Source organism: Westiellopsis prolifica IICB1 (assembly GCF_004323185.1).
GTDB lineage: Bacteria > Cyanobacteriota > Cyanobacteriia > Cyanobacteriales > Nostocaceae > Pelatocladus > Pelatocladus prolificus_A.
Genome location: NZ_NAPS01000001.1, coordinates 3,156,148 through 3,174,324, shown reverse-complemented (window position 1 = coordinate 3,174,324; position 18,177 = coordinate 3,156,148). Strand labels below are relative to the sequence as shown.

The following is an 18,177-nucleotide window of genomic DNA, read 5'->3' as shown; positions in this document are numbered from 1 at the left end:
GGTGGACTAGCTGTATTGGGAGAAGGTTTTGAAACCAAGAAGTTAAATGCATTTGTAGGCTTAATCCAATATGGTATTAACGCAGTTGCTGCACTCTAATTTCTGAATATAAATTTGCTGTGGTTGTTAAACAAAATTTTATTTTACAACCACAAGTAAATCTCAGCTAAAATTGAATACTCTTTTTTGTGTAAGGTAAGGTATTTACGGTGTTGCGAAAAGTTTTAACTTTTTACAACACCACTTTATATTATTTGGCATATTTAATCTTGTCAAGTGTGGACAACAAGATCCCCGACTTCTTTAAGAAGTCGGGGATCTGACTTTCCCAGATTTAAGCTTGTTTCAACAGTTCTTTTGCTGAAGAATTATGCTCTGAGTCTAAATCTACAGTGATATTGCATGTAGAACTTTGTTGTTTTAACCAATTAGCAAATAAGTCACTGAGAATTTTGAGTCGCATTAACTCACTTAATTGAGGTTGAATGATTTCTTCCACCCAGATTAAATGAACTCCTTTGGGAGTAACAATAGGCTTAATTACTCCTGGTGGATTGCCAGCAAAAACAGCCGCAGCAATTTCTGGACGTAATTCAGTGCGAGTTTTCACACCAAGATATCCACCAGCACGGCGTAAATCTGGGTTTTGAATGTATTGACGAGCGATTTCTGCAAAACTAATTTCGCCTTCTTGAAGGGCATAAAACAGTTCTAGAGCTAAGTCCTCGTCATCTAAAACAACTTCATAGATAGCCGCAGCTATGTAATTGAGTTGATTTTCATAAAAGAACGGTTCAACTTTATCAGCAAATAAATGATTTGCTAGTTTTGCAGAAAGCAAATTCGTTTCTGCTAATAGTTCAAATTCTTCTACTGCAAGATGATGTTTTTTCAGCCATGCCCAAGTGTCTTCTGCTTTGAGTAGTTTATTAGCGACACGCAAATTATCTGCTGCTTTTTGTAGTTCTATGGTTTCAATTTTTATCCCTGCTTGATTTGCAGCATCAGCAACAATTTTGCGATTGGCGATCGCTTGTACTAATTCTGGAATTTGGCAGGAGAGTTTGATTTGCTGCAAAATATCTACGCTGGAAATTTTTAACTCTTTCGACATGGTGAAATTCTGAATTCCAATTACAAAGTTTGCGTCAAGTCAATCGTTGCTTAACAGTTAATATCTCTCAAATAACTCATAGCTAATGATAGCAACTAACTGCTAATTATTACATGGTGATTGCCTATAATTAACTACAGCTCCAATCCACCTTTTTCCAGTTTCTTAAACGGATCTAAAATAAAATCAGCCAGACGACGTTGACGAACAATTACCTCTGCGGTTGCTGTTTGACCTGGGGTGAGGAGAATACGTTTATCCCCTGTTTGGATATAAGGTTTATCTAAGGTAACTTCGACATCAAAAACTTCAATATTACCTTGAGGAGTTTCGACAATTTTTGAATCTGGTGAAACCCAACGCACTTCTCCTTTGACAACTCCATAATCCTGGAAAGGATAGGCATCAAATTTAATTTTGACAGGCATTCCCACCTTTAAGAAACCGCTTTCTTGGCTAGGCATTTGTGCCTTGAGTATATAATCAGAATTACTAGGTGCAATTTGAGCAACTTCTTGACCAGCTTGGACGACAGCGCCGGGTTTTTCTATCGGCAATTCATAAATTACACCATTAATTGGCGATCTAATAACACGTTGCTGTAACTGAATATTTAATGATAGAATTTCGCTTCGACTCTGAGCGATGAGCGATCGCAACTCAGCAACTTGTGATTGTAAATCTTTGAGTTGTTGCTGATTTTTGAGAACAGCTATTCTTCCTGCTTCCACTACACTTGAATAACTACTGCGCTGTTCTTGCAAACGTAGTTTAGCTTGTTCAATCTCTGCTTTTGCTTGGTTAATTACAGTTTGATAACGACTAGCTTCTTCTTTGTAACTTAATTCGGCTTGTTTGGCATCAGATTGAGCTTTTGCTTGTAATTGTTGACTTTCTTGTGCTTCCTTTGTTACTTCTACAACTTTCGTTTGAGGAACAACGCCTTCATTTAGCAATCTTTGAAAACGTTGAGCCTCGTTGAGATCCTGAGATAAACGAATTTTAGCTATTTCATTAAGAGTCTGGGTACTAGAAATATTCTGCTTTGCTTGATCAACTAAAGCTAGTTTTTCGATTTTTTGAGAGTTATAAGTACTCTCTTTTGCACTTAACTCTTGCTGTGCTTGATTGATTTGTGAAAGTTTTTCTAATTCTTGAGATTTATTTTGTTGTTGTTGAACGCTATTTGTTAAGAGTATCTGGTTTTTAAGTAACTCAAATTGTACTAACCGATTTTGATATCCTTCGAGCTTTGTTTTTGCTTGTTGTAAATCAGTTCGCAGCACATCTGATTCCAACTCAACTAAAACTTGTCCGGCTCTAACTGTATCTCCTTCTTTGACCTTAACGGCGACAACACTACCACCAACTTGACTGTCTAATTTTCGCGTTTTTCCGAGTGGTTCTATCCGTCCTCTGGCGTTTCCTGTTTCATCCACTTGAGAAAATGCTGCCCAAGGTAAAACGACAACAGCAAAACTGACTAAAAAATATAGTGAAGAACGTGTCCAACGCTTGGGTAAGGCATCTAAAAGTTCTTCTGTGCCATAATACCAATCATTTGCTTCTGTTTCTGCAAAATTTGCTTGCTCGAATTCCCTATCTTCAGCGGATCTATTACGACGTCCATTTGTTTGATTGTTTGCCGATATGGACGGTAAGTTGTTGGATAAATTAGCCATACTTGTGTACCCTGTCAAACAATTTTGGATTTTGGATTTTGGATTTTGGACTTTGGAAAATGGAATTGACCCAACTCATGAAATTTGCTTGCTCTGTACCTTGAGAGAAATTATTTGGTACTATATCTTGTTTGCACCCTTGGTTTGAATAAAGGTTAGGAAAAGGAAAAATTTGCATCTTAACCAACCTGAGCAAGTTGTTGTTGGTTGAGATAAAAATAATGTCCTTTGGCGTTGATCAATTCATCATGAGTACCGCTTTCTATCAACACACCACGATCCAAAACCAGAATTAAATCCGCATTGCGAATTGTTGAGAGGCGATGAGCAATAATAATACTTGTACGCCCAGTCAGAATCGTTTTGAGATTGTTTTGAATGATCCGCTCTGATTCTGTATCCAAATGACTCGTCGCTTCATCAAAAATTAATAAGCGGGGATTACCAACTAAAGCTCTGGCGATCGCCAGTCGTTGGCGTTGTCCACCAGAGAGCAAACCACCACCTTCACCAATTTGAGTTTCATAACCCATCGGTAGTCGGCGAATAAATTCATCTGCACCAGCAATGGTTGCAGCTTGGATAATATCTTCTAGGGTGGCTTGGGGGTGAGCAATGCTCAGGTTTTCGCGAATAGTTCCACCAAACAAAAAGGTATCTTGGTCAACTACTCCGATTTGTTGTCGTAGCGATCGCAAAGAAACAGATGTGATATCCTGCTCATCGATTAAGATTTTGCCATCTGTCGGTGGGTATAAACCTAATATGAGTTTTGAGAGGGTGGTTTTCCCAGAACCACTACGTCCAACAAGGGCTACTGTTTGTTCTGGCTTGATTTCAAAGCTAAGATTTTCCAGGATGTTATATTCACTGTCGGCATGATAACGGAAAGTTACTCCCGCAAAGCGAACACTACCAATCATTTCGGGAAGCATTTGCTTGGCTGAGGTGCTTAAGTCTTCTTCTGGTTCGGCTTCCAGAACATCGTTAATCCGTTCTGTAGAAATCACTACTTCTTGTAGTTGATTCCACAGGACAATTAATCGTCGAAAAGGCTGAATTACCTGACCCAACAACATATTAAAAGCAACTAATTGCCCAATCGTTAGTTGGTTTTGGATGACTTGCCATGCGCCAAACCAAAGTAAAATTGTGGTTGCTAAAGTTTCAATGGTAGTACTTACAAGTTGCAATCGTACACCAATCACTTGACCGGCAAAATTCTTTTTCACTGATTGATTGAGCAGTTCTTCCCAACGCCAGCGGACTGTCTGCTCAATCGCCATGGAACGGATTGTCCGAATCCCGGTTAGTGATTCGATCAGGTAGCTACTTTCTTTTGCTAAACTCGTAAAAATTTCTCTGGATATTAAGCGTAAAAAAGGTGTGGCAATCAGCGCAACTAAAACAAATGGTGGTACAACTAAAAGCACCAGTAATCCTAGTTGCCAACTATACCAAAACATCAATCCGATGTAGATAAATACTGTTAATAAATCCAGAACAATTGTCAGTGCTTCTCCTGTTAAAAAGCGCTGAATTTTTTGGTTTTCTTGGACGCGAGAAACAATATCACCAACGTATCGAGATTCAAAGAATGCTAAAGGTAAACGAAAAGTGTGTTTAATAAAACCCACCATTAAGGCGACGCCTATCCGGTTAGCTGTATGATCTAATAAATATTGTCGTAGGGCGCTGATGGCGACACGAAATAAACCAAAAATAATTAACCCCAAACCGACAGCGTTTAAGGTCAAGGTGCTACCTTGGACAACGACTCGATCCAATAGTAGTTGAGTAAATAGTGGTGTTATTAACCCAAATAACTGAATCAAGACCGAAGCAACAAACACCTCTACCAATACAACTGTATGAGGTTTGACTAAATCAAAAAATCGCCAAAATGGTTGATTGGCTTCTGGAGTTTCTTTTAATCCGACTGTTGGTTCCAATAACAACGCATAGCCCGTCCAATTAGCTTGGAATTCTTCGTGGGTGAGACTACGTTGTCCAATTGCGGGATCGCAGACAATGACTTGCTTTTTGTTGATTTCGTAGACAACTATATAATGTTTGCCTTCCCAATGGGCAATTGCTGGTAATGATTGTTGTCCTAATTGATTGAGACTAGCTTTTACAGGTCGGGTAGAAAAGCCGATACTTTCTGCTGCGGCGACTAGACCTTTGATGGAAGCACCACTACGGTTAGTGCTGGCTAAATCTCGCAATAAACTAATACTAAACTGCTTGCCCCAATAACGACTAATCATTACCAAGCAAGCTGCACCACAATCCGAGGCGCTTTGTTGAGCGGAAAAAGGATAGCGCCGAATGATGTGTCCCCAAAGTTGCCCAAATCTTACTTGGGGACTGGGAAAATAAGATTGGCGTTTTTTTGGTTTTGGTGCTGTGGACGATTCTGTTGAGGGAAAAGGAATGACTTTTCTGTTCTCAATAGGTCTTTGTGTCGTAGCTGAACCAGCTTTTGAGTCAATTAATTGGGCTAAGTCAGACCAGTGTTGCAGAGCTATTTCCCAATTTCCATGACTGAGAGTATATGCAATTGTTTTTGGTTGTGTAACCTGCAAATCGTCCGCGCGGGATATTTCATAGATGTTTCCAGCAGTTAAAAAACGACCATCGGGATGTTGTAATTCTCCCCGATGCACCAGCCACAGTTTACTATCTTGGCGGAGTTTGGCGTCAACACTGCCCAATTCTAAATCATGTCGCTCAAATACAGATAAGGCTTGGAGTATACCTTCACCAGAGGTACTGTTTTGTTCTTGATATTGATGCAGCAAAGTGAGCATTAAATCCCACATTTCTGCTTGTTTTCTGAGGCGATCGCTAATCCGAGGATGCTTACTGATCAAACCTTGCAAAACGTCGCTTGGCAAATAAGCAATTTGCAAGTTAGAAGAAGCTCTAGCAGCATAGGGAAGCCATTGTTCTTTTGCAAACAAACTCGCTTCACCAAATCCTTCTCCGGGATTGAGGGTGGTAATTAAGTTGTTTGAGCGATCTAATAGCCGCACTTTACCCGTTAAGACAAGATAAATTCCTGCTTTTCCTGTCGTCGCTTGCCAAAAAAGCTTTGCTACGGGCGGTTTGATTATTTCTACCGCCTTGATGCAGCTTTGCATTTCTTGATTAGCAAGCTTTTCACCCAAAACACGGGTGAGCGTTTGACCGAGCTGTTGCTGGTCAAATACTGATGGCATTTCCGTACCTCACAAAATATATTTAGTTGCTGATTTTCATTAAGTTTAATGAGCAATCAACGTTCAATTCACTGTTAGATTGCAAATCACAAATCTGAATTCCAGCGTTTTGGAACTGGTCAGTTTGTTGTTTGCTTTTTTGATATTGTTGTTTGGTAGACAGCCCTTTCTGTTTAAGGAGTCGGTTTATGTGGCGATCGCTAATCTCAATTCCTAGTTCAAAAGCTAGGTGTTTGCTTAACCATTGGGCTGTCCAACTGCTAAACGCATAACCATAATCACGCGGGCTATGTGTTACCAGTTCTTGCAATCTTTCAAGATATTGCTTGTTAACAGTTTTTGGTCTGCCTTTTGCCCGTTCATTCCATTGGTGTGCTAGGCCTGCTTGTACCATAGCAATCCAATACCGTGCCATCTCCTGAGAGCAACCCAAAATCCGACATATCTCAGCCTGACTTTTTCCCGTGTCTGCTAGCAACATGATTTCTAGCCTGCGTCTATATTCTGGCTGTAAATCAGTTTGCAAATTTTTGAGTAGTAGTTTTCGCTGAAAGGGCGTTAAAAATTTACTCTCTTTGTTGTCATAGCTTTCTAAGACATTGTTGTTACTAGAACGGTTCTGCATAATATTATCACCAGTTGGACTCAACTCTAGGCAAGTAAAATTGATCACATATTTTTTTACAAAATTTTTACCGAGTTCTAAATAGTTCTTTAATAAACTTTAGTCTCTCAACAAATAAAACTTGTATTTTGTATAAGTTTCAACATTGCCATATATGATTTCATTTGTCAGAACCTTGTATTTATAGATGAAAATTTAGAAGAAATTTGCTACATGACTTGGGTCATTGTACTCTTCCATACAGGCTAATCGATTTCCAGACTGAGTGTTTTGTCGGTGTAGAAGTTTTACAATATCTTTATCAAAGGCTAAGGAATTTTTCACCAAAAAGCAAACTATTTTACAAAGTTTTCACAAAAACCTGACACATATCACTAACTATTGTTACGTAAGTAGCATCCATAGTTTACGATTGCATCAGTACTATTGGCATCAAAATGTTTCTGTCTTCTTAAGTGGAAAGACAGGGATAAACATTTGACACAGAATAATCAATAAATTTTGGTACACTGCGCGTGGCTTGAGAATGTACCAAGGTAGATGCGGCAAATATACTTATTTTACTACTATTGGTGAACGATTACATCTGCAATTCAAGCTTAAAGATATTTGACACTCTCCGGTGATTCCCTCTGAACCCCAGCCCGGTTTTGTCTAACGCCAAAATTGCCCCTAAGCGCGTGCGCTTAGGGGATTAAGGAGTGGGGTACTTGGTCATTGGTCAAGTGTCATTGGTCATTGTTGCTGATCGCAATCTTTCAGAAATCTACAAAGGTTGCACCTGCTAGTGGTCTGTCCCATTAATTTGCTGGGCTGTAAGATCCCCGACTTTTGAAAAAAGTCGGGGTTCTGTCTCCTCGTAACCCCTCAGAATTTATGCGACAGACCACTAGTCTCTACAAATTTCCACCTAGCAAAGATTCCAATTCCACTTTTAAAGCTTTGATATCTGCCACTCTTGCTATCAGTAAATTATCAGTGCCAGCATCCATTAAACGTGCTTTCCAATAACAAATACTATCAGAATTCTGCATCCAAAAATCTATCACTGTACTCACCACCTCATCCTTATCCCAATTCCATTTTGGTGGTACTGGCTCCACAGATTCTAGAAATGCATCTAAGGTACATGTATGGGTCGCTATATATTCCACACCTTGATGTTGGGGTTTGTGCAAAGTTTTTTGTTGATGATGAAAAAACTGTAAAACTTGAGATACTCCAACAATATCAAAAGTGTATTTCATCGCTGTTCCCTCAATATGGAAGTTTGGAAATTAAGTAAGTCATTTGTCATTGGTAGAGACGCGATTTATCGCGTCTGTACAATGGTTATTTGTCATTGGTTATTGGTTATTAGTAGAGACGTGATGTTTCTCGCGTCTCTAGTTTGAGGTATGTTTAATTCTCGTAATTATCGCTATTTTTATTCCATCCGACTTATACCAATTCTTCGTGAAGCTGCTCCCGAATTTTATCCCTCCCCTAACCCCTCCGCGCTTGTGCTTAGGGGTCTTTGTATGCGTCTTCATATTAAATTGGTATTACTTAAGTAAGTTGGCGCTAATATTTATAGCTATGTTAAGAGATTTAAATGTAGGGTGCGTTAGCCTACGGCATAACGCACAGTCAAGAATTCAAGGTGCGTTGCGCTGCGCGACAACGCACCCTACATATGTTGTTCTTATTATTAACTGAAAAAAATATTTATTTTCAGTATTCTAGTACTTTATATGGGATGTCTTGAAAACTAGATAAATTAGCACCTTATTGTTTTGAGTGCTAATGTTTATCCATCAAAAATTTAGCAGTTGGGTGCATTGAGTGCTAAAGTTAATAAGAGTATTAATCCTAAAATATGAAATTTTTTGCGTGTTTGGGAAGGGGTAAATATTATTTTTAATAATTTGTTAAACTTGCCAGCCCATCTACAATCAAAAATCTAAAATCGAATGACAAGTTTTCAGGGTGAAATAGCAGCTTTGTCTGCTGCTTGTTTGTGGGCGATCGCATCTGTGGTGTATGGACGTTTGGGTGAGCGTATCCCACCTGTGCAACTCAACTTTATGAAAGGTATAGTTGCGATCGCTCTGCTTTTACTCACCATTGTTCTGAGTGGCGAATTATTTCCCAACATTCCCCCCACTCCCCTTTGTTTGATTTTCCTCAGTGGTGTAGTAGGGATTGGTTTGGGTGATACAGTCTTCTTTGCTTCTATTAATACTTTGGGACCACGTCGCGCTTTACTCATGGGAACCTTAGCGCCACCAATCACAGCGATTGGGGGAATGATTTTTTTGCAGGAAAAGCTGAATTTGAGTGCTTGGTGTGGGATTTTGCTGACAATTTTGGGAGTTGCTTGGGTGGTAACAGAACGGACTCCTGAAGATGGGGGAGATGGGGGAAGAGTTTCTGGTGCTGCAATGCGTCTATGGTGGGGAATTGGGTTTGGAGTGTTAGCAGCGATCGCTAATGCTCTGGGAGCTTTGTTTTCGCGTGCAGCTTTTAGTAATACAAATATTAGTCCTTTGTGGGCTGCTTTGTTGCGGTTGAGTGCTGGTGTATTAATTTTGCTGCTTTGGGGTTTGTTTTTTCAGCCCAAAAATAGAACAATATCGTACTCTGACTGGCGATCTACAGGACTCATACCAGCAATTATTTTTGCTGCATTTTGCGGAACTTACTTAGGAATTTGGTTACAGCAGATTGCTTTAAAATTCACCGTTGCAGGGATTGCTTCTACCTTGCTGCAAACTAGTCCGGTGTTTATTATCCCCATTGGGATTTGGTTAGGCGAAAAAGTTAGCTGGAGAGCGATCGCAGGTGTGATCATCGCGATCGCGGGAATTGGATTATTGTTTTATTTGAATTAAAAATCTTTGTGTCTTGAAGTCTTTGTGGTTTAAAATGCTTACCACCAAGGCACTAAGACACCAAGTAAGAAATCACTCAAATACTACTGTGCGGTTGCCATATACTAGCACGCGATTTTGTAAATGCGATCGCACCGCTCTTGCTAAGACAACTCTTTCTAAATCTTTGCCTTTTCTAATTAAATCTTCAACTTCATCACGGTGGCTAACTCGGACTACATCTTGTTCAATAATTGGGCCTGCATCTAAATCAGAGGTGACATAATGAGCTGTTGCGCCAATGATTTTGACACCACGTTCAAAAGCTTTATGATAAGGATTAGCGCCGACAAATGCTGGTAAAAAAGAGTGGTGAATATTAATAATTTGGGGAAATTTAGCAATAAAATCAGCGCTGAGAATTTGCATATATTTTGCCAAGATAACTACATCTATCTTGTATTGCTGCAATAATTCTAGTTGTTTGGATTCTTGTTCTAATTTATTATCTTTATTCACACCAATGTGATGATAGTCAATCCCAAATTGTTCTGCGACTTCCTGAAGTTGAAGATGATTGCTGATCATTAAGGGAATTTCAGCAGTAAATTCTTTGGCGCGGTGTCGCCAAATTAAGTCAAATAAACAATGGTCTTGTTTACTCACCCAGATGGCTATACGGGGAACAGTATCAGAAAAGTGCAGTTCCCATTTTGCATTTAGTGGTTGAGCGATCGCATTAAAAGCAGGTGCGATAAATTCCCGTGGTAAATTAAATCCTGTTAATTGCCACTCTAAGCGTGTGAGAAATAACCCAGCTGCAAAGTCTGTGTGTTGGTCTGCATGGATAATATTACCACCATTAGCATAGATAAAATTGGCGAACTTCGCTACAAGTCCCTGTTGATCGGGACAAGATATTAACAATGTTGCTGTCGGACTTGTCATTCGATTTGAGATTTTGGATTAACTCCAGAACTGCGACAAATTTTATCGTTATTTGCGATCGCGTAGCGGCTGCTCAGATCCCCGACTTTTTATCAGTTATCAGTTATCAGTTATCAGTAAAGAGTAGTGTATTTATTCTTGGGTTTATGATCACTGATAACTGTTCACTGATTTAATAAGCCTCTTGTAGGTGTTTGACAAAGAATCGGTTGTGGCATCATATTAATAAGACCTTACTGAATATAGTTGGGTGGGAGAGGCGTTGTCTACTTGGTCGTGGGAACGCCTCTCTTATTTGTATATTAGTACGAATAATTCTTATTTGCAGTACCTTTTTAGATATTATTTCATAATATTGTATATTTACACTAGCGCTGTGTATACTGGATGTGTCGCAGGAGCAGAGACGCGAAATCACCTTGTGGGATCTTGCTACGCATTTCTACTTGACAAATAAAAGCAGCAAGTCATACTCTAATTGAAGTGTGTTGAGTTTCATCGACACACCTCGCCCGAACCTTGAAAACCGCATAACTTCGTTGAGGTGTGTCGATGCCTTATGCAGCAAGGTTTTCAGGCTGCAAAATCGATGATTTTCTGAAATTTTTTTTCCGTTTTTCAGAGGTGTGTCGATTAGGGGGTCTAGAACCCTGTCTGTGTAAGCTTTCTAGATGTGAACTCTTTACAATCACGTCGCCCCGAAAGGGGATGTAAACGCCTGGAAGAACGAAATTAAAAAATACGGGCCTTTTCCTTTACAATCACGTCGCCCCGAAAGGGGATGTAAACTTTCTTAGTTTGTTGCGTTTCATGATCGGAAAATTTCCTTTACAATCACGTCGCCCCGAAAGGGGATGTAAACGAAGCAGAGCCAAGGGTTAAAAGAAGAATCATACTTTACAATCACGTCGCCCCGAAAGGGGATGTAAACCTGTACAGCTCCACCCCAAACATCTTTGGAAACCCGTCTCCACTTTACAATCACGTCGCCCCGAAAGGGGATGTAAACGCTAACGTTAATGACGCCAGAGTAATTTTTTTCATTCCTTTACAATCACGTCGCCCCGAAAGGGGATGTAAACGTTTTGAACTATCTCCGTTGGTAACGGTTGATCTGTTCCCTTTACAATCACGTCGCCCCGAAAGGGGATGTAAACTCTAACAATCAAGAAAATCAAGACGATTTAGATTCTGGCTTTACAATCACGTCGCCCCGAAAGGGGATGTAAACGTTAGCTTTGCCAGTTCCGCCGCAGCCAAAACCTTTACAATCACGTCGCCCCGAAAGGGGATGTAAACAAAAATATTTGGGCTGCTGGTTTTGTCCAAAGATACTGGATCTTTACAATCACGTCGCCCCGAAAGGGGATGTAAACACATATAACGACCTGTTTTCCGAATCGTTCTTCCATCTTTACAATCACGTCGCCCCGAAAGGGGATGTAAACGGTTGCATGGTCTGTGTGGAAGTGGTCATACTAGCCTTTACAATCACGTCGCCCCGAAAGGGGATGTAAACTGAAAAGATTACACCGCATAGCTGAAAGCTATACTTGACTTTACAATCACGTCGCCCCGAAAGGGGATGTAAACATTTTAGTAAAATGAACTGAACATTGACTTCAGACATTATGCTTTACAATCACGTCGCCCCGAAAGGGGATGTAAACTTATTGTCTTCAATAGCTTCCTCTTGACTGCTGGACTTTACAATCACGTCGCCCCGAAAGGGGATGTAAACAATCCAGGCTCCACCAATGATTAATGAGTTCATTGGCGCCTTTACAATCACGTCGCCCCGAAAGGGGATGTAAACCAAAGCGGGCTAACCGCTATTAACATGGTTAACCCCTTTACAATCACGTCGCCCCGAAAGGGGATGTAAACGTCGATGAGTTCTGCAACGAGTTTTACAGTCTGGTTTCTTTACAATCACGTCGCCCCGAAAGGGGATGTAAACTTTCTGAGCCACAAAACTTAGTACAGTAGACAGTACTTTACAATCACGTCGCCCCGAAAGGGGATGTAAACGAAGGGTAGCCTATTGCGTCTAAGATTTCTTCCAACTTTACAATCACGTCGCCCCGAAAGGGGATGTAAACGATAATAACGGCGATACTTACGTCACATGCTCTCACCTTTACAATCACATCGCCCCGAAAGGGGATGGAAACGTCTTGAGAAGCAACGCATACTCGGAACAGACAAATGCTTTACAATCACATCGCCCCGAAAGGGGATGGAAACAGTTGAGTATTCGTAAATCGCCCGAGTCTCGCCCGTACTTTACGATCGCATCCCCCCGAAAGAGGATAGGTGTAACTATCAGTTGCTCATGTCGTAGATTACCTTCACCCCCTCACGGGGATTAAAATTCTTCATCTACGTGGCTTTTTAAAAGTTTACTCAACCAAGAACCGCGATAACTTTAATCATTTATTTGCGATCGCGTAGCGTCTACTTTGCACCATCGCTTTGACGTTTGTGACGAATGTCGTCTCATTCATAAAGAACGTCGCGACGTTAGCCACAAATGTCGTGATGTTCTTTATGAACGGCGCGACGTTACCCACAAACGTCGCGACGTTACCCACAAACGTCACGACGTTACCCACAAACATCGCGACGTTACCCACAAACGTCGCGATGTTACCCACAAACGTCGCGATGTTACCCACAAACGTCGCGATGTTCTTTAGATCTCTGGTGAAAAAGAATGTAGAGACGTGAAATTTCACGTCTCTACAAGGATTTGGGGGAACTTCAGCATAGTGCGATCGCTCCCAATACGGTTCGGATAAGACAAATCGATTGGCATTTAAATCCTGTAGAGACGCGATATATCGCGTCTCTACATATCCAAAATTATGACGAAAAATTCTTAACCGAACCGTATTGCGATCGCTCATCAGTAAAACAATTGACCAGAGAATTTATTCTCTGGCGCAATATTAGTTTTTACTTTTTTGGCGGAGTGGGTAAATTCAAACTGGGTAAAGGTGTACTTTCACCCTGATTGGGAATTTCTTGCCATTCTGATAATTCTCGATTAACTGCATTCCCAAAATCTTTAGATACTAGTAACACATCCACGTTACCCTCTGGTTTCGGCTTTGGATCAACTTGGGCGTACAAAAAACGATTATTAAAGTCAGATTTCCCTAAAAGCAACTGGTGATTTTGCTGATTTTTGAGTTTGATATCAATAGTTGCTTGGGGTGGAGTTAAGCCAAATTCTCCTAATTGGTTAACAGGAGTTGAAATAGTGCGGTCGCTTTCACCTTTGACTAACAAATCCATTAAATAAGAAACTATAGCATCATTAGCTGGTACTTGTTGAGGAGAAGTCATCCGCCATTTTGAACCTTCAGAATTCTTGTTGCGTTCCAAAATAATAGTCGCACTTTTTGTCTTAACTGCCAAAGACTGCACATCATCAGCTTGAAAAGAGAAAATTTGCTGGTTTTTATTTTTGATTTCCTCTTGCTGAGTTTTCCAATAAAATTCATGAAAATAAACAAAACCACCCAAACCCAGCATTAAGATAATCAAGATTAAAGTTGTTCGCTGTAATTTCATTTTTTAGAGACGCGATTAATCGCGTCTGTACAATGGTTATTGGTTATTTGTTGGGTTTAAACCCTTAGCTAAAGCACAAGTCGTCCTTTATACGACTCAAATAAATCAAGTAGTCTGCTTCAAGCAGACTTTGACTATGAGACTGCGATTTCAATCGCAGGTGGGTTTTTTGAACATTTGGGATGCTCCCGTTATCTACGCAACCACCATAAAATACCTGCGACTGCAAACCCAATCAAAGGTAAAATCAACAGAGAAGATGTAGCTAAAACATTAGCTTGTAACGCTGTTAAGTTGATGCGGCGGTTTTTTGGTTCCTTGGGGCGAATCGAAAGGGGTTGACTATCCTGCTGACTAGCCCAATTGACGGAGTTGAGAAATACATCGCCATTTAGCTGTTGTGTAAATGAATTATCTGTGGCAAAATCTGAATCTCCGATAACTACCATACGTGATTCGGTAGCGGTTGAGTTGCTGGGAGTAGGAGTTGGCGAGGGAGTCGGAGATGTTGTTGGTGTAGGGGTGGGTTTGGTTGAAGTTGATAGTTTCCGCTTTAAAGCTACACCTAAAGTCAGAGGTCCTTTGAGGTCTTTTCCTTCATTGAATTCTAAGTTTTCGTTGTTGAGGTCGCTTTCTGCCCAAGTATTAGGATAGGGTTTGGTGATGAGTAATTTTGTAGCTTCAATACCTGGTACTGGAGTAGTATTAACTGGTCTGGCTAAACGATAAAAAGAAATACCGTTACCAAAATCTTTAGTAATCGGATGTTGACCATATTCTGTGACAATGGGAACAGCAGGACCAAGGTTGACATTTCCAGAGACATCAATTGCCAAACGATTATCTAACTTCACACCCCATTGTGTCAGCAAACTATCAAGTTTGGGGTCTGCACCTTGATCAATCATTAGGACTAAATTTCCACCTTGATTGAGATAGTTTTGCAAAGCTTTGACTTCAGTATCAAATAATTCTCGCTTCGGTCCAGCTACCACCAGAACATTAGCATCACTAGGAACAGTTGATTTCTCAATCAAATTGAGTGGAGCGGTAGTATAATTTTTGTTGCTCAATGCTTGAGAAGCTTGGAAAATCGCACCTTCACCCGCCGTAAGTTGATGTTCGCCGTGACCTTGAAGGAAGTAAACTTTGGTTGTGCTGGTACTGGTAATTTGTTGCAGACTGTTAGTTAATTTTATTTCAGAAAGGCGATCGCTAACATTCACAACTTGCACTAATTGCTTTTTTTCACCAGATTCTAGATACACTTCTCCAAAATCTTTGACGCCAAATTTCTCAGTCAACCCCGGTTTAGCTTGCGGATCAGCGTATTCAAATTTAAACTGAGAGTTTTGCTTTTGATAATTTTCCAACAATTCTCGGTCTTGGGGATTTTGAGTAACATCAAATACCCAAACTTTCACGGGCTGTTTTAAATTTTCTACCAGTTCCTTAGATTCAGGCGCAAGAGTAAACAACTTAGTTTCTGTTAAGTCTGCGCGGAATTCATAACGACTAGCCAAGAAATTAATTAACCCTAAAATTGCTAACACTGCTAAAGTTGCAATTAGAGCATTAGTACCAGCTTGAGTCGAACGGCGTCCCCACCAGTTACTTTCTTGGCTTTGCCATATTAACCATAAGCCAATAACGACCGCTCCACAAATAATAAATGCTAGAGGAACAGTTCCCCAACTTTCTGAGACAACACCAATTGTTAAGCCAGTTGCAACTAAGAATAAACCTGGCCAAATCAAATATTTCCAAACTTTTTTTGTAGAGATACTTTTCATAATTAGTTAATTGTTGGTTTTGAGTAAGTAGTAAGTAGTAGTAAGTAGGGTGCGTTATGGCTTCAGCCTAACGCACCATATAATCTGGTGGTGCGTTAGGCGCTCATATAATGTTTTTCGTGAAAAATATAGATCAAAACATGCGCCTAACACACCCTACAATAATTTTATTTTTACTAATGTACAGACGCGATTCATCGCGTCTCTAATGACTAATAATTACTGTCGTTGAAAGCGGAGTGCATCAATTGATTGTGCAGTCAGAAATATCCCTAAGATAATGTAACTACCAAACAAGATGATGCTGCTACTATCAAAAATTCCTTGAATGAGATTGTTGTAGTGTTTGAGTAATGACAAATAACCCAAAGCTTCGCCGATTGGACCACTAATAGTTTTAGCAATTAAATCTACAAACAGTAGTAATAAAATCACAGCAAAAGTGAGGACAGCAGCTAAAATCGTGCTGTCTGTTAAAGAAGAAATAAACATTCCCAAAGATAAAATTGCTGCTGCGAGCAAAATTAATGCTACATGTCCCAACAGAGGAATTGTCGCAGGTATCGGTGGAGTTGATGCGCTCAAAGCGATCGCTTCCAACACCAACAACGGTAATATCAAGGTAATAAAAAATGTAACTACGCCTAATAATTTACCCACAGCTACAGCCCAGTTTGTCACCGGCGATGTTGCCAAAAGCTCTAAAGTTCCACGCTTGCGTTCTTCTGCATAAAGTCCCATAGAAAAAAGCGGCAGTATAAACAACAACAGCCATCCCATCCGGTCTAAAAATGCTCGGACAAATTCATAAGGTACATCTATCGGTGGAACTGGTACTCCATACTGTTGTCCTTGTAAATCCAAAGCCGTGACTGTTGCCAAAATACCATCTGGCCCCATCAAAATTAAGATAAAAAATAACCCAGCTAAAAACCAAAAAACGCCAGCGATCGCATAAGCTAACGGCGAGACAAAATAACCCTGTAATTCTCGGCGATAAATGGCAATAATGTTACTCAGTACGACACCCATTTAAGCCGCCTCCTCCTCATTAACTGCTGAGTTTGTCTCTGATTCTACAGTCTTTTCTTCTGTAGTCAGTTGTAAGAATACATCTTCGAGTGTGGCGCTGACACGTCGCATTTCATACAAATCAAATCCTGAACGCAACAAAGCTGCGGCGATCTCTTTACCTGGTTCCGTACCAGAGTGGGAGATGACTCGCAGATAAGCACGATTGTCTTTGGGAGAAACACCATGCATCGCTGCTAAAGGAATTGATTCTATCTGACTCACACCGGGCAGATTTTGTAATACTTGTTTAGCTAAATTTGCTTCGCCCCCGATTTCTAACTCATAGCCAGAACCACTTGTCAACTGGGTCAGGAGTTGTTCAGGAGTGTTTGTTGCTACCACTTTCCCACTTTTGATGATCGCAACACGGCTACAGGTCATACTAACTTCTGGCAAAATATGGGTAGAAAGAATAATAGTATGAGTTCCAGCCAAGCTTTTGATTAAATTTCGCACCTCAATAATTTGTCGAGGATCGAGTCCAACGGTTGGTTCGTCTAGAATTATCGCTGGTGGGTCATGAACGATCGCTTGAGCAATACCAACACGCTGTCTATATCCTTTAGATAGTTTACGAATAATGACGTGACGTTTGTCTTGCAAATTGCAGCGTTCAATTGCAGCAGTAACTTTAGTAGTGCGATCGCCTGCTGACACTCCTTTAATCCGCGCCACAAAATACAAAAATCCTTCCACCGTCATTTCTGGATATAACGGTGGTGTCTCTGGTAAATAACCGATTCTTTGGCGCACCAACAAAGATTGTTCATGAACATCAAAACCAGCAATTCTAGCTGTACCGCTTGTTGCAGGTAAATAACCGGCTAAAATTCGCATCGTCGTAGTTTTACCAGCACCATTCGGTCCCAAAAACCCCAGAATTTCCCCTGGTTCGACATTAAAAGTCACATCGGTAATTGCTTGAGTTGAACCGTATGTTTTACTGAGATGATCGACTTCAATCATTGGTCTAGACGAATCATACATAAAGAAACCCGGTTTCTAGCTGATGGCAAACCGGGTCTTTACATTTTAAGTGATTTGTGCAAAAAAGCTGATTGGGGCGATCGTTATTTTTCAGATTCGTGAGAAAATACGGAATCCCAGATCCCCGACTTCTCAAAGGATACAGCTGGCGAATCAGGGGTGACACCCCTCACCGACGATTTTTCGTCATTCCACCAGATGTAGAGACGCGCTGTTTGAAGCGTCTCTACAACCAATTTGTGGGCGCACGAGGGGTTTGACCCCCTATTCGCCAGCTGCATCCTCAAAGAAGTCGGGGA

General features: G+C 40.5%; 12 protein-coding genes and 1 CRISPR repeat array. Of the genes, 1 reads left to right on the top strand and 11 read right to left on the bottom strand.

Annotated features, from left to right (window positions below):
- Positions 1 to 334: 334 nt before the first annotated feature.
- From B4U84_RS13025 to B4U84_RS13005, 5 genes are all read right to left on the bottom strand, one after another.
- Positions 335 to 1,114 (bottom strand): peptidylprolyl isomerase, encoded by a 780-nt coding sequence (locus B4U84_RS13025; RefSeq protein ID WP_017312894.1) that lies wholly within the window; start codon positions 1,112 to 1,114, stop codon positions 335 to 337.
- Between the two features lie 134 nt (positions 1,115 to 1,248).
- Positions 1,249 to 2,796: a beta-barrel domain-containing protein gene (locus B4U84_RS13020; protein WP_131118361.1), complete on the bottom strand. Its 1,548-nt coding sequence runs from the start codon at positions 2,794 to 2,796 to the stop codon at positions 1,249 to 1,251.
- A 179-nt stretch (positions 2,797 to 2,975) separates the two neighbouring features.
- Positions 2,976 to 6,020 (bottom strand): ABC transporter transmembrane domain-containing protein, encoded by a 3,045-nt coding sequence (locus tag B4U84_RS13015; protein WP_131118359.1) that lies wholly within the window; start codon positions 6,018 to 6,020, stop codon positions 2,976 to 2,978.
- A 22-nt stretch (positions 6,021 to 6,042) separates the two neighbouring features.
- A complete protein-coding gene (locus B4U84_RS13010; RefSeq protein ID WP_131118940.1) occupies positions 6,043 to 6,645 on the bottom strand; it encodes a helix-turn-helix domain-containing protein in 603 nt (200 codons plus the stop codon).
- Between the two features lie 896 nt (positions 6,646 to 7,541).
- Positions 7,542 to 7,892, bottom strand: a complete 351-nt coding sequence (locus B4U84_RS13005) for a hypothetical protein (RefSeq protein WP_131118357.1) — start codon at positions 7,890 to 7,892, stop codon at positions 7,542 to 7,544.
- A gap of 705 nt (positions 7,893 to 8,597) precedes the next feature.
- Here B4U84_RS13005 and B4U84_RS13000 point away from each other — a divergent pair.
- Positions 8,598 to 9,518 carry a DMT family transporter gene (locus B4U84_RS13000; RefSeq protein ID WP_131118355.1) on the top strand — a complete coding sequence of 307 codons (921 nt, stop codon included), beginning with the start codon at positions 8,598 to 8,600 and terminating at the stop codon, positions 9,516 to 9,518.
- Between the two features lie 72 nt (positions 9,519 to 9,590).
- On the opposite strand, the gene purU is transcribed toward B4U84_RS13000, so the two are convergent.
- From purU to B4U84_RS12970, 6 genes are all read right to left on the bottom strand, one after another.
- A complete protein-coding gene (purU, locus tag B4U84_RS12995; protein WP_131118353.1) occupies positions 9,591 to 10,445 on the bottom strand; it encodes a formyltetrahydrofolate deformylase in 855 nt (284 codons plus the stop codon).
- 680 nt (positions 10,446 to 11,125) lie between these two features.
- A CRISPR array of direct repeats spans positions 11,126 to 12,692; the repeat unit is 36 nt; unit sequence CTTTACAATCACGTCGCCCCGAAAGGGGATGTAAAC.
- A gap of 185 nt (positions 12,693 to 12,877) precedes the next feature.
- A complete protein-coding gene (locus B4U84_RS31595; protein ID WP_242677617.1) occupies positions 12,878 to 13,354 on the bottom strand; it encodes a hypothetical protein in 477 nt (158 codons plus the stop codon).
- Positions 13,355 to 13,403: 49 nt separating this feature from the next.
- Positions 13,404 to 14,024 (bottom strand): DUF4340 domain-containing protein, encoded by a 621-nt coding sequence (locus B4U84_RS12985; protein WP_131118351.1) that lies wholly within the window; start codon positions 14,022 to 14,024, stop codon positions 13,404 to 13,406.
- A gap of 191 nt (positions 14,025 to 14,215) precedes the next feature.
- Positions 14,216 to 15,817, bottom strand: a complete 1,602-nt coding sequence (locus tag B4U84_RS12980; RefSeq protein WP_131118349.1) for a GldG family protein — start codon at positions 15,815 to 15,817, stop codon at positions 14,216 to 14,218.
- 219 nt (positions 15,818 to 16,036) lie between these two features.
- Positions 16,037 to 16,849 (bottom strand): ABC transporter permease, encoded by an 813-nt coding sequence (locus B4U84_RS12975; protein WP_131118347.1) that lies wholly within the window; start codon positions 16,847 to 16,849, stop codon positions 16,037 to 16,039.
- On the bottom strand, positions 16,850 to 17,857 hold the full coding sequence (locus tag B4U84_RS12970; RefSeq protein WP_131118936.1) for an ABC transporter ATP-binding protein: 1,008 nt from the start codon (positions 17,855 to 17,857) through the stop codon (positions 16,850 to 16,852).
- Positions 17,858 to 18,177 lie beyond the last annotated feature (320 nt).

Excerpts from the sequence above, each read along its gene's own strand:
- B4U84_RS13005 (WP_131118357.1), bottom strand. The coding sequence starts at position 7,892 with ATGAAATACACTTTTGATATTGTTGGAGTATCTCAAGTTTTACAGTTT.
- B4U84_RS12985 (WP_131118351.1), bottom strand. The coding sequence starts at position 14,024 with ATGAAATTACAGCGAACAACTTTAATCTTGATTATCTTAATGCTGGGT.
- B4U84_RS13015 (WP_131118359.1), bottom strand. The coding sequence starts at position 6,020 with ATGCCATCAGTATTTGACCAGCAACAGCTCGGTCAAACGCTCACCCGT.
- B4U84_RS13000 (WP_131118355.1), top strand. The coding sequence starts at position 8,598 with ATGACAAGTTTTCAGGGTGAAATAGCAGCTTTGTCTGCTGCTTGTTTG.
- B4U84_RS12970 (WP_131118936.1), bottom strand. The coding sequence starts at position 17,857 with ATGATTGAAGTCGATCATCTCAGTAAAACATACGGTTCAACTCAAGCA.
- B4U84_RS13010 (WP_131118940.1), bottom strand. The coding sequence starts at position 6,645 with ATGCAGAACCGTTCTAGTAACAACAATGTCTTAGAAAGCTATGACAAC.
- B4U84_RS12980 (WP_131118349.1), bottom strand. The coding sequence starts at position 15,817 with ATGAAAAGTATCTCTACAAAAAAAGTTTGGAAATATTTGATTTGGCCA.
- B4U84_RS13020 (WP_131118361.1), bottom strand. The coding sequence starts at position 2,796 with ATGGCTAATTTATCCAACAACTTACCGTCCATATCGGCAAACAATCAA.
- B4U84_RS12975 (WP_131118347.1), bottom strand. The coding sequence starts at position 16,849 with ATGGGTGTCGTACTGAGTAACATTATTGCCATTTATCGCCGAGAATTA.
- B4U84_RS13025 (WP_017312894.1), bottom strand. The coding sequence starts at position 1,114 with ATGTCGAAAGAGTTAAAAATTTCCAGCGTAGATATTTTGCAGCAAATC.
- purU (WP_131118353.1), bottom strand. The coding sequence starts at position 10,445 with ATGACAAGTCCGACAGCAACATTGTTAATATCTTGTCCCGATCAACAG.
- B4U84_RS31595 (WP_242677617.1), bottom strand. The coding sequence starts at position 13,354 with ATGAGCGATCGCAATACGGTTCGGTTAAGAATTTTTCGTCATAATTTT.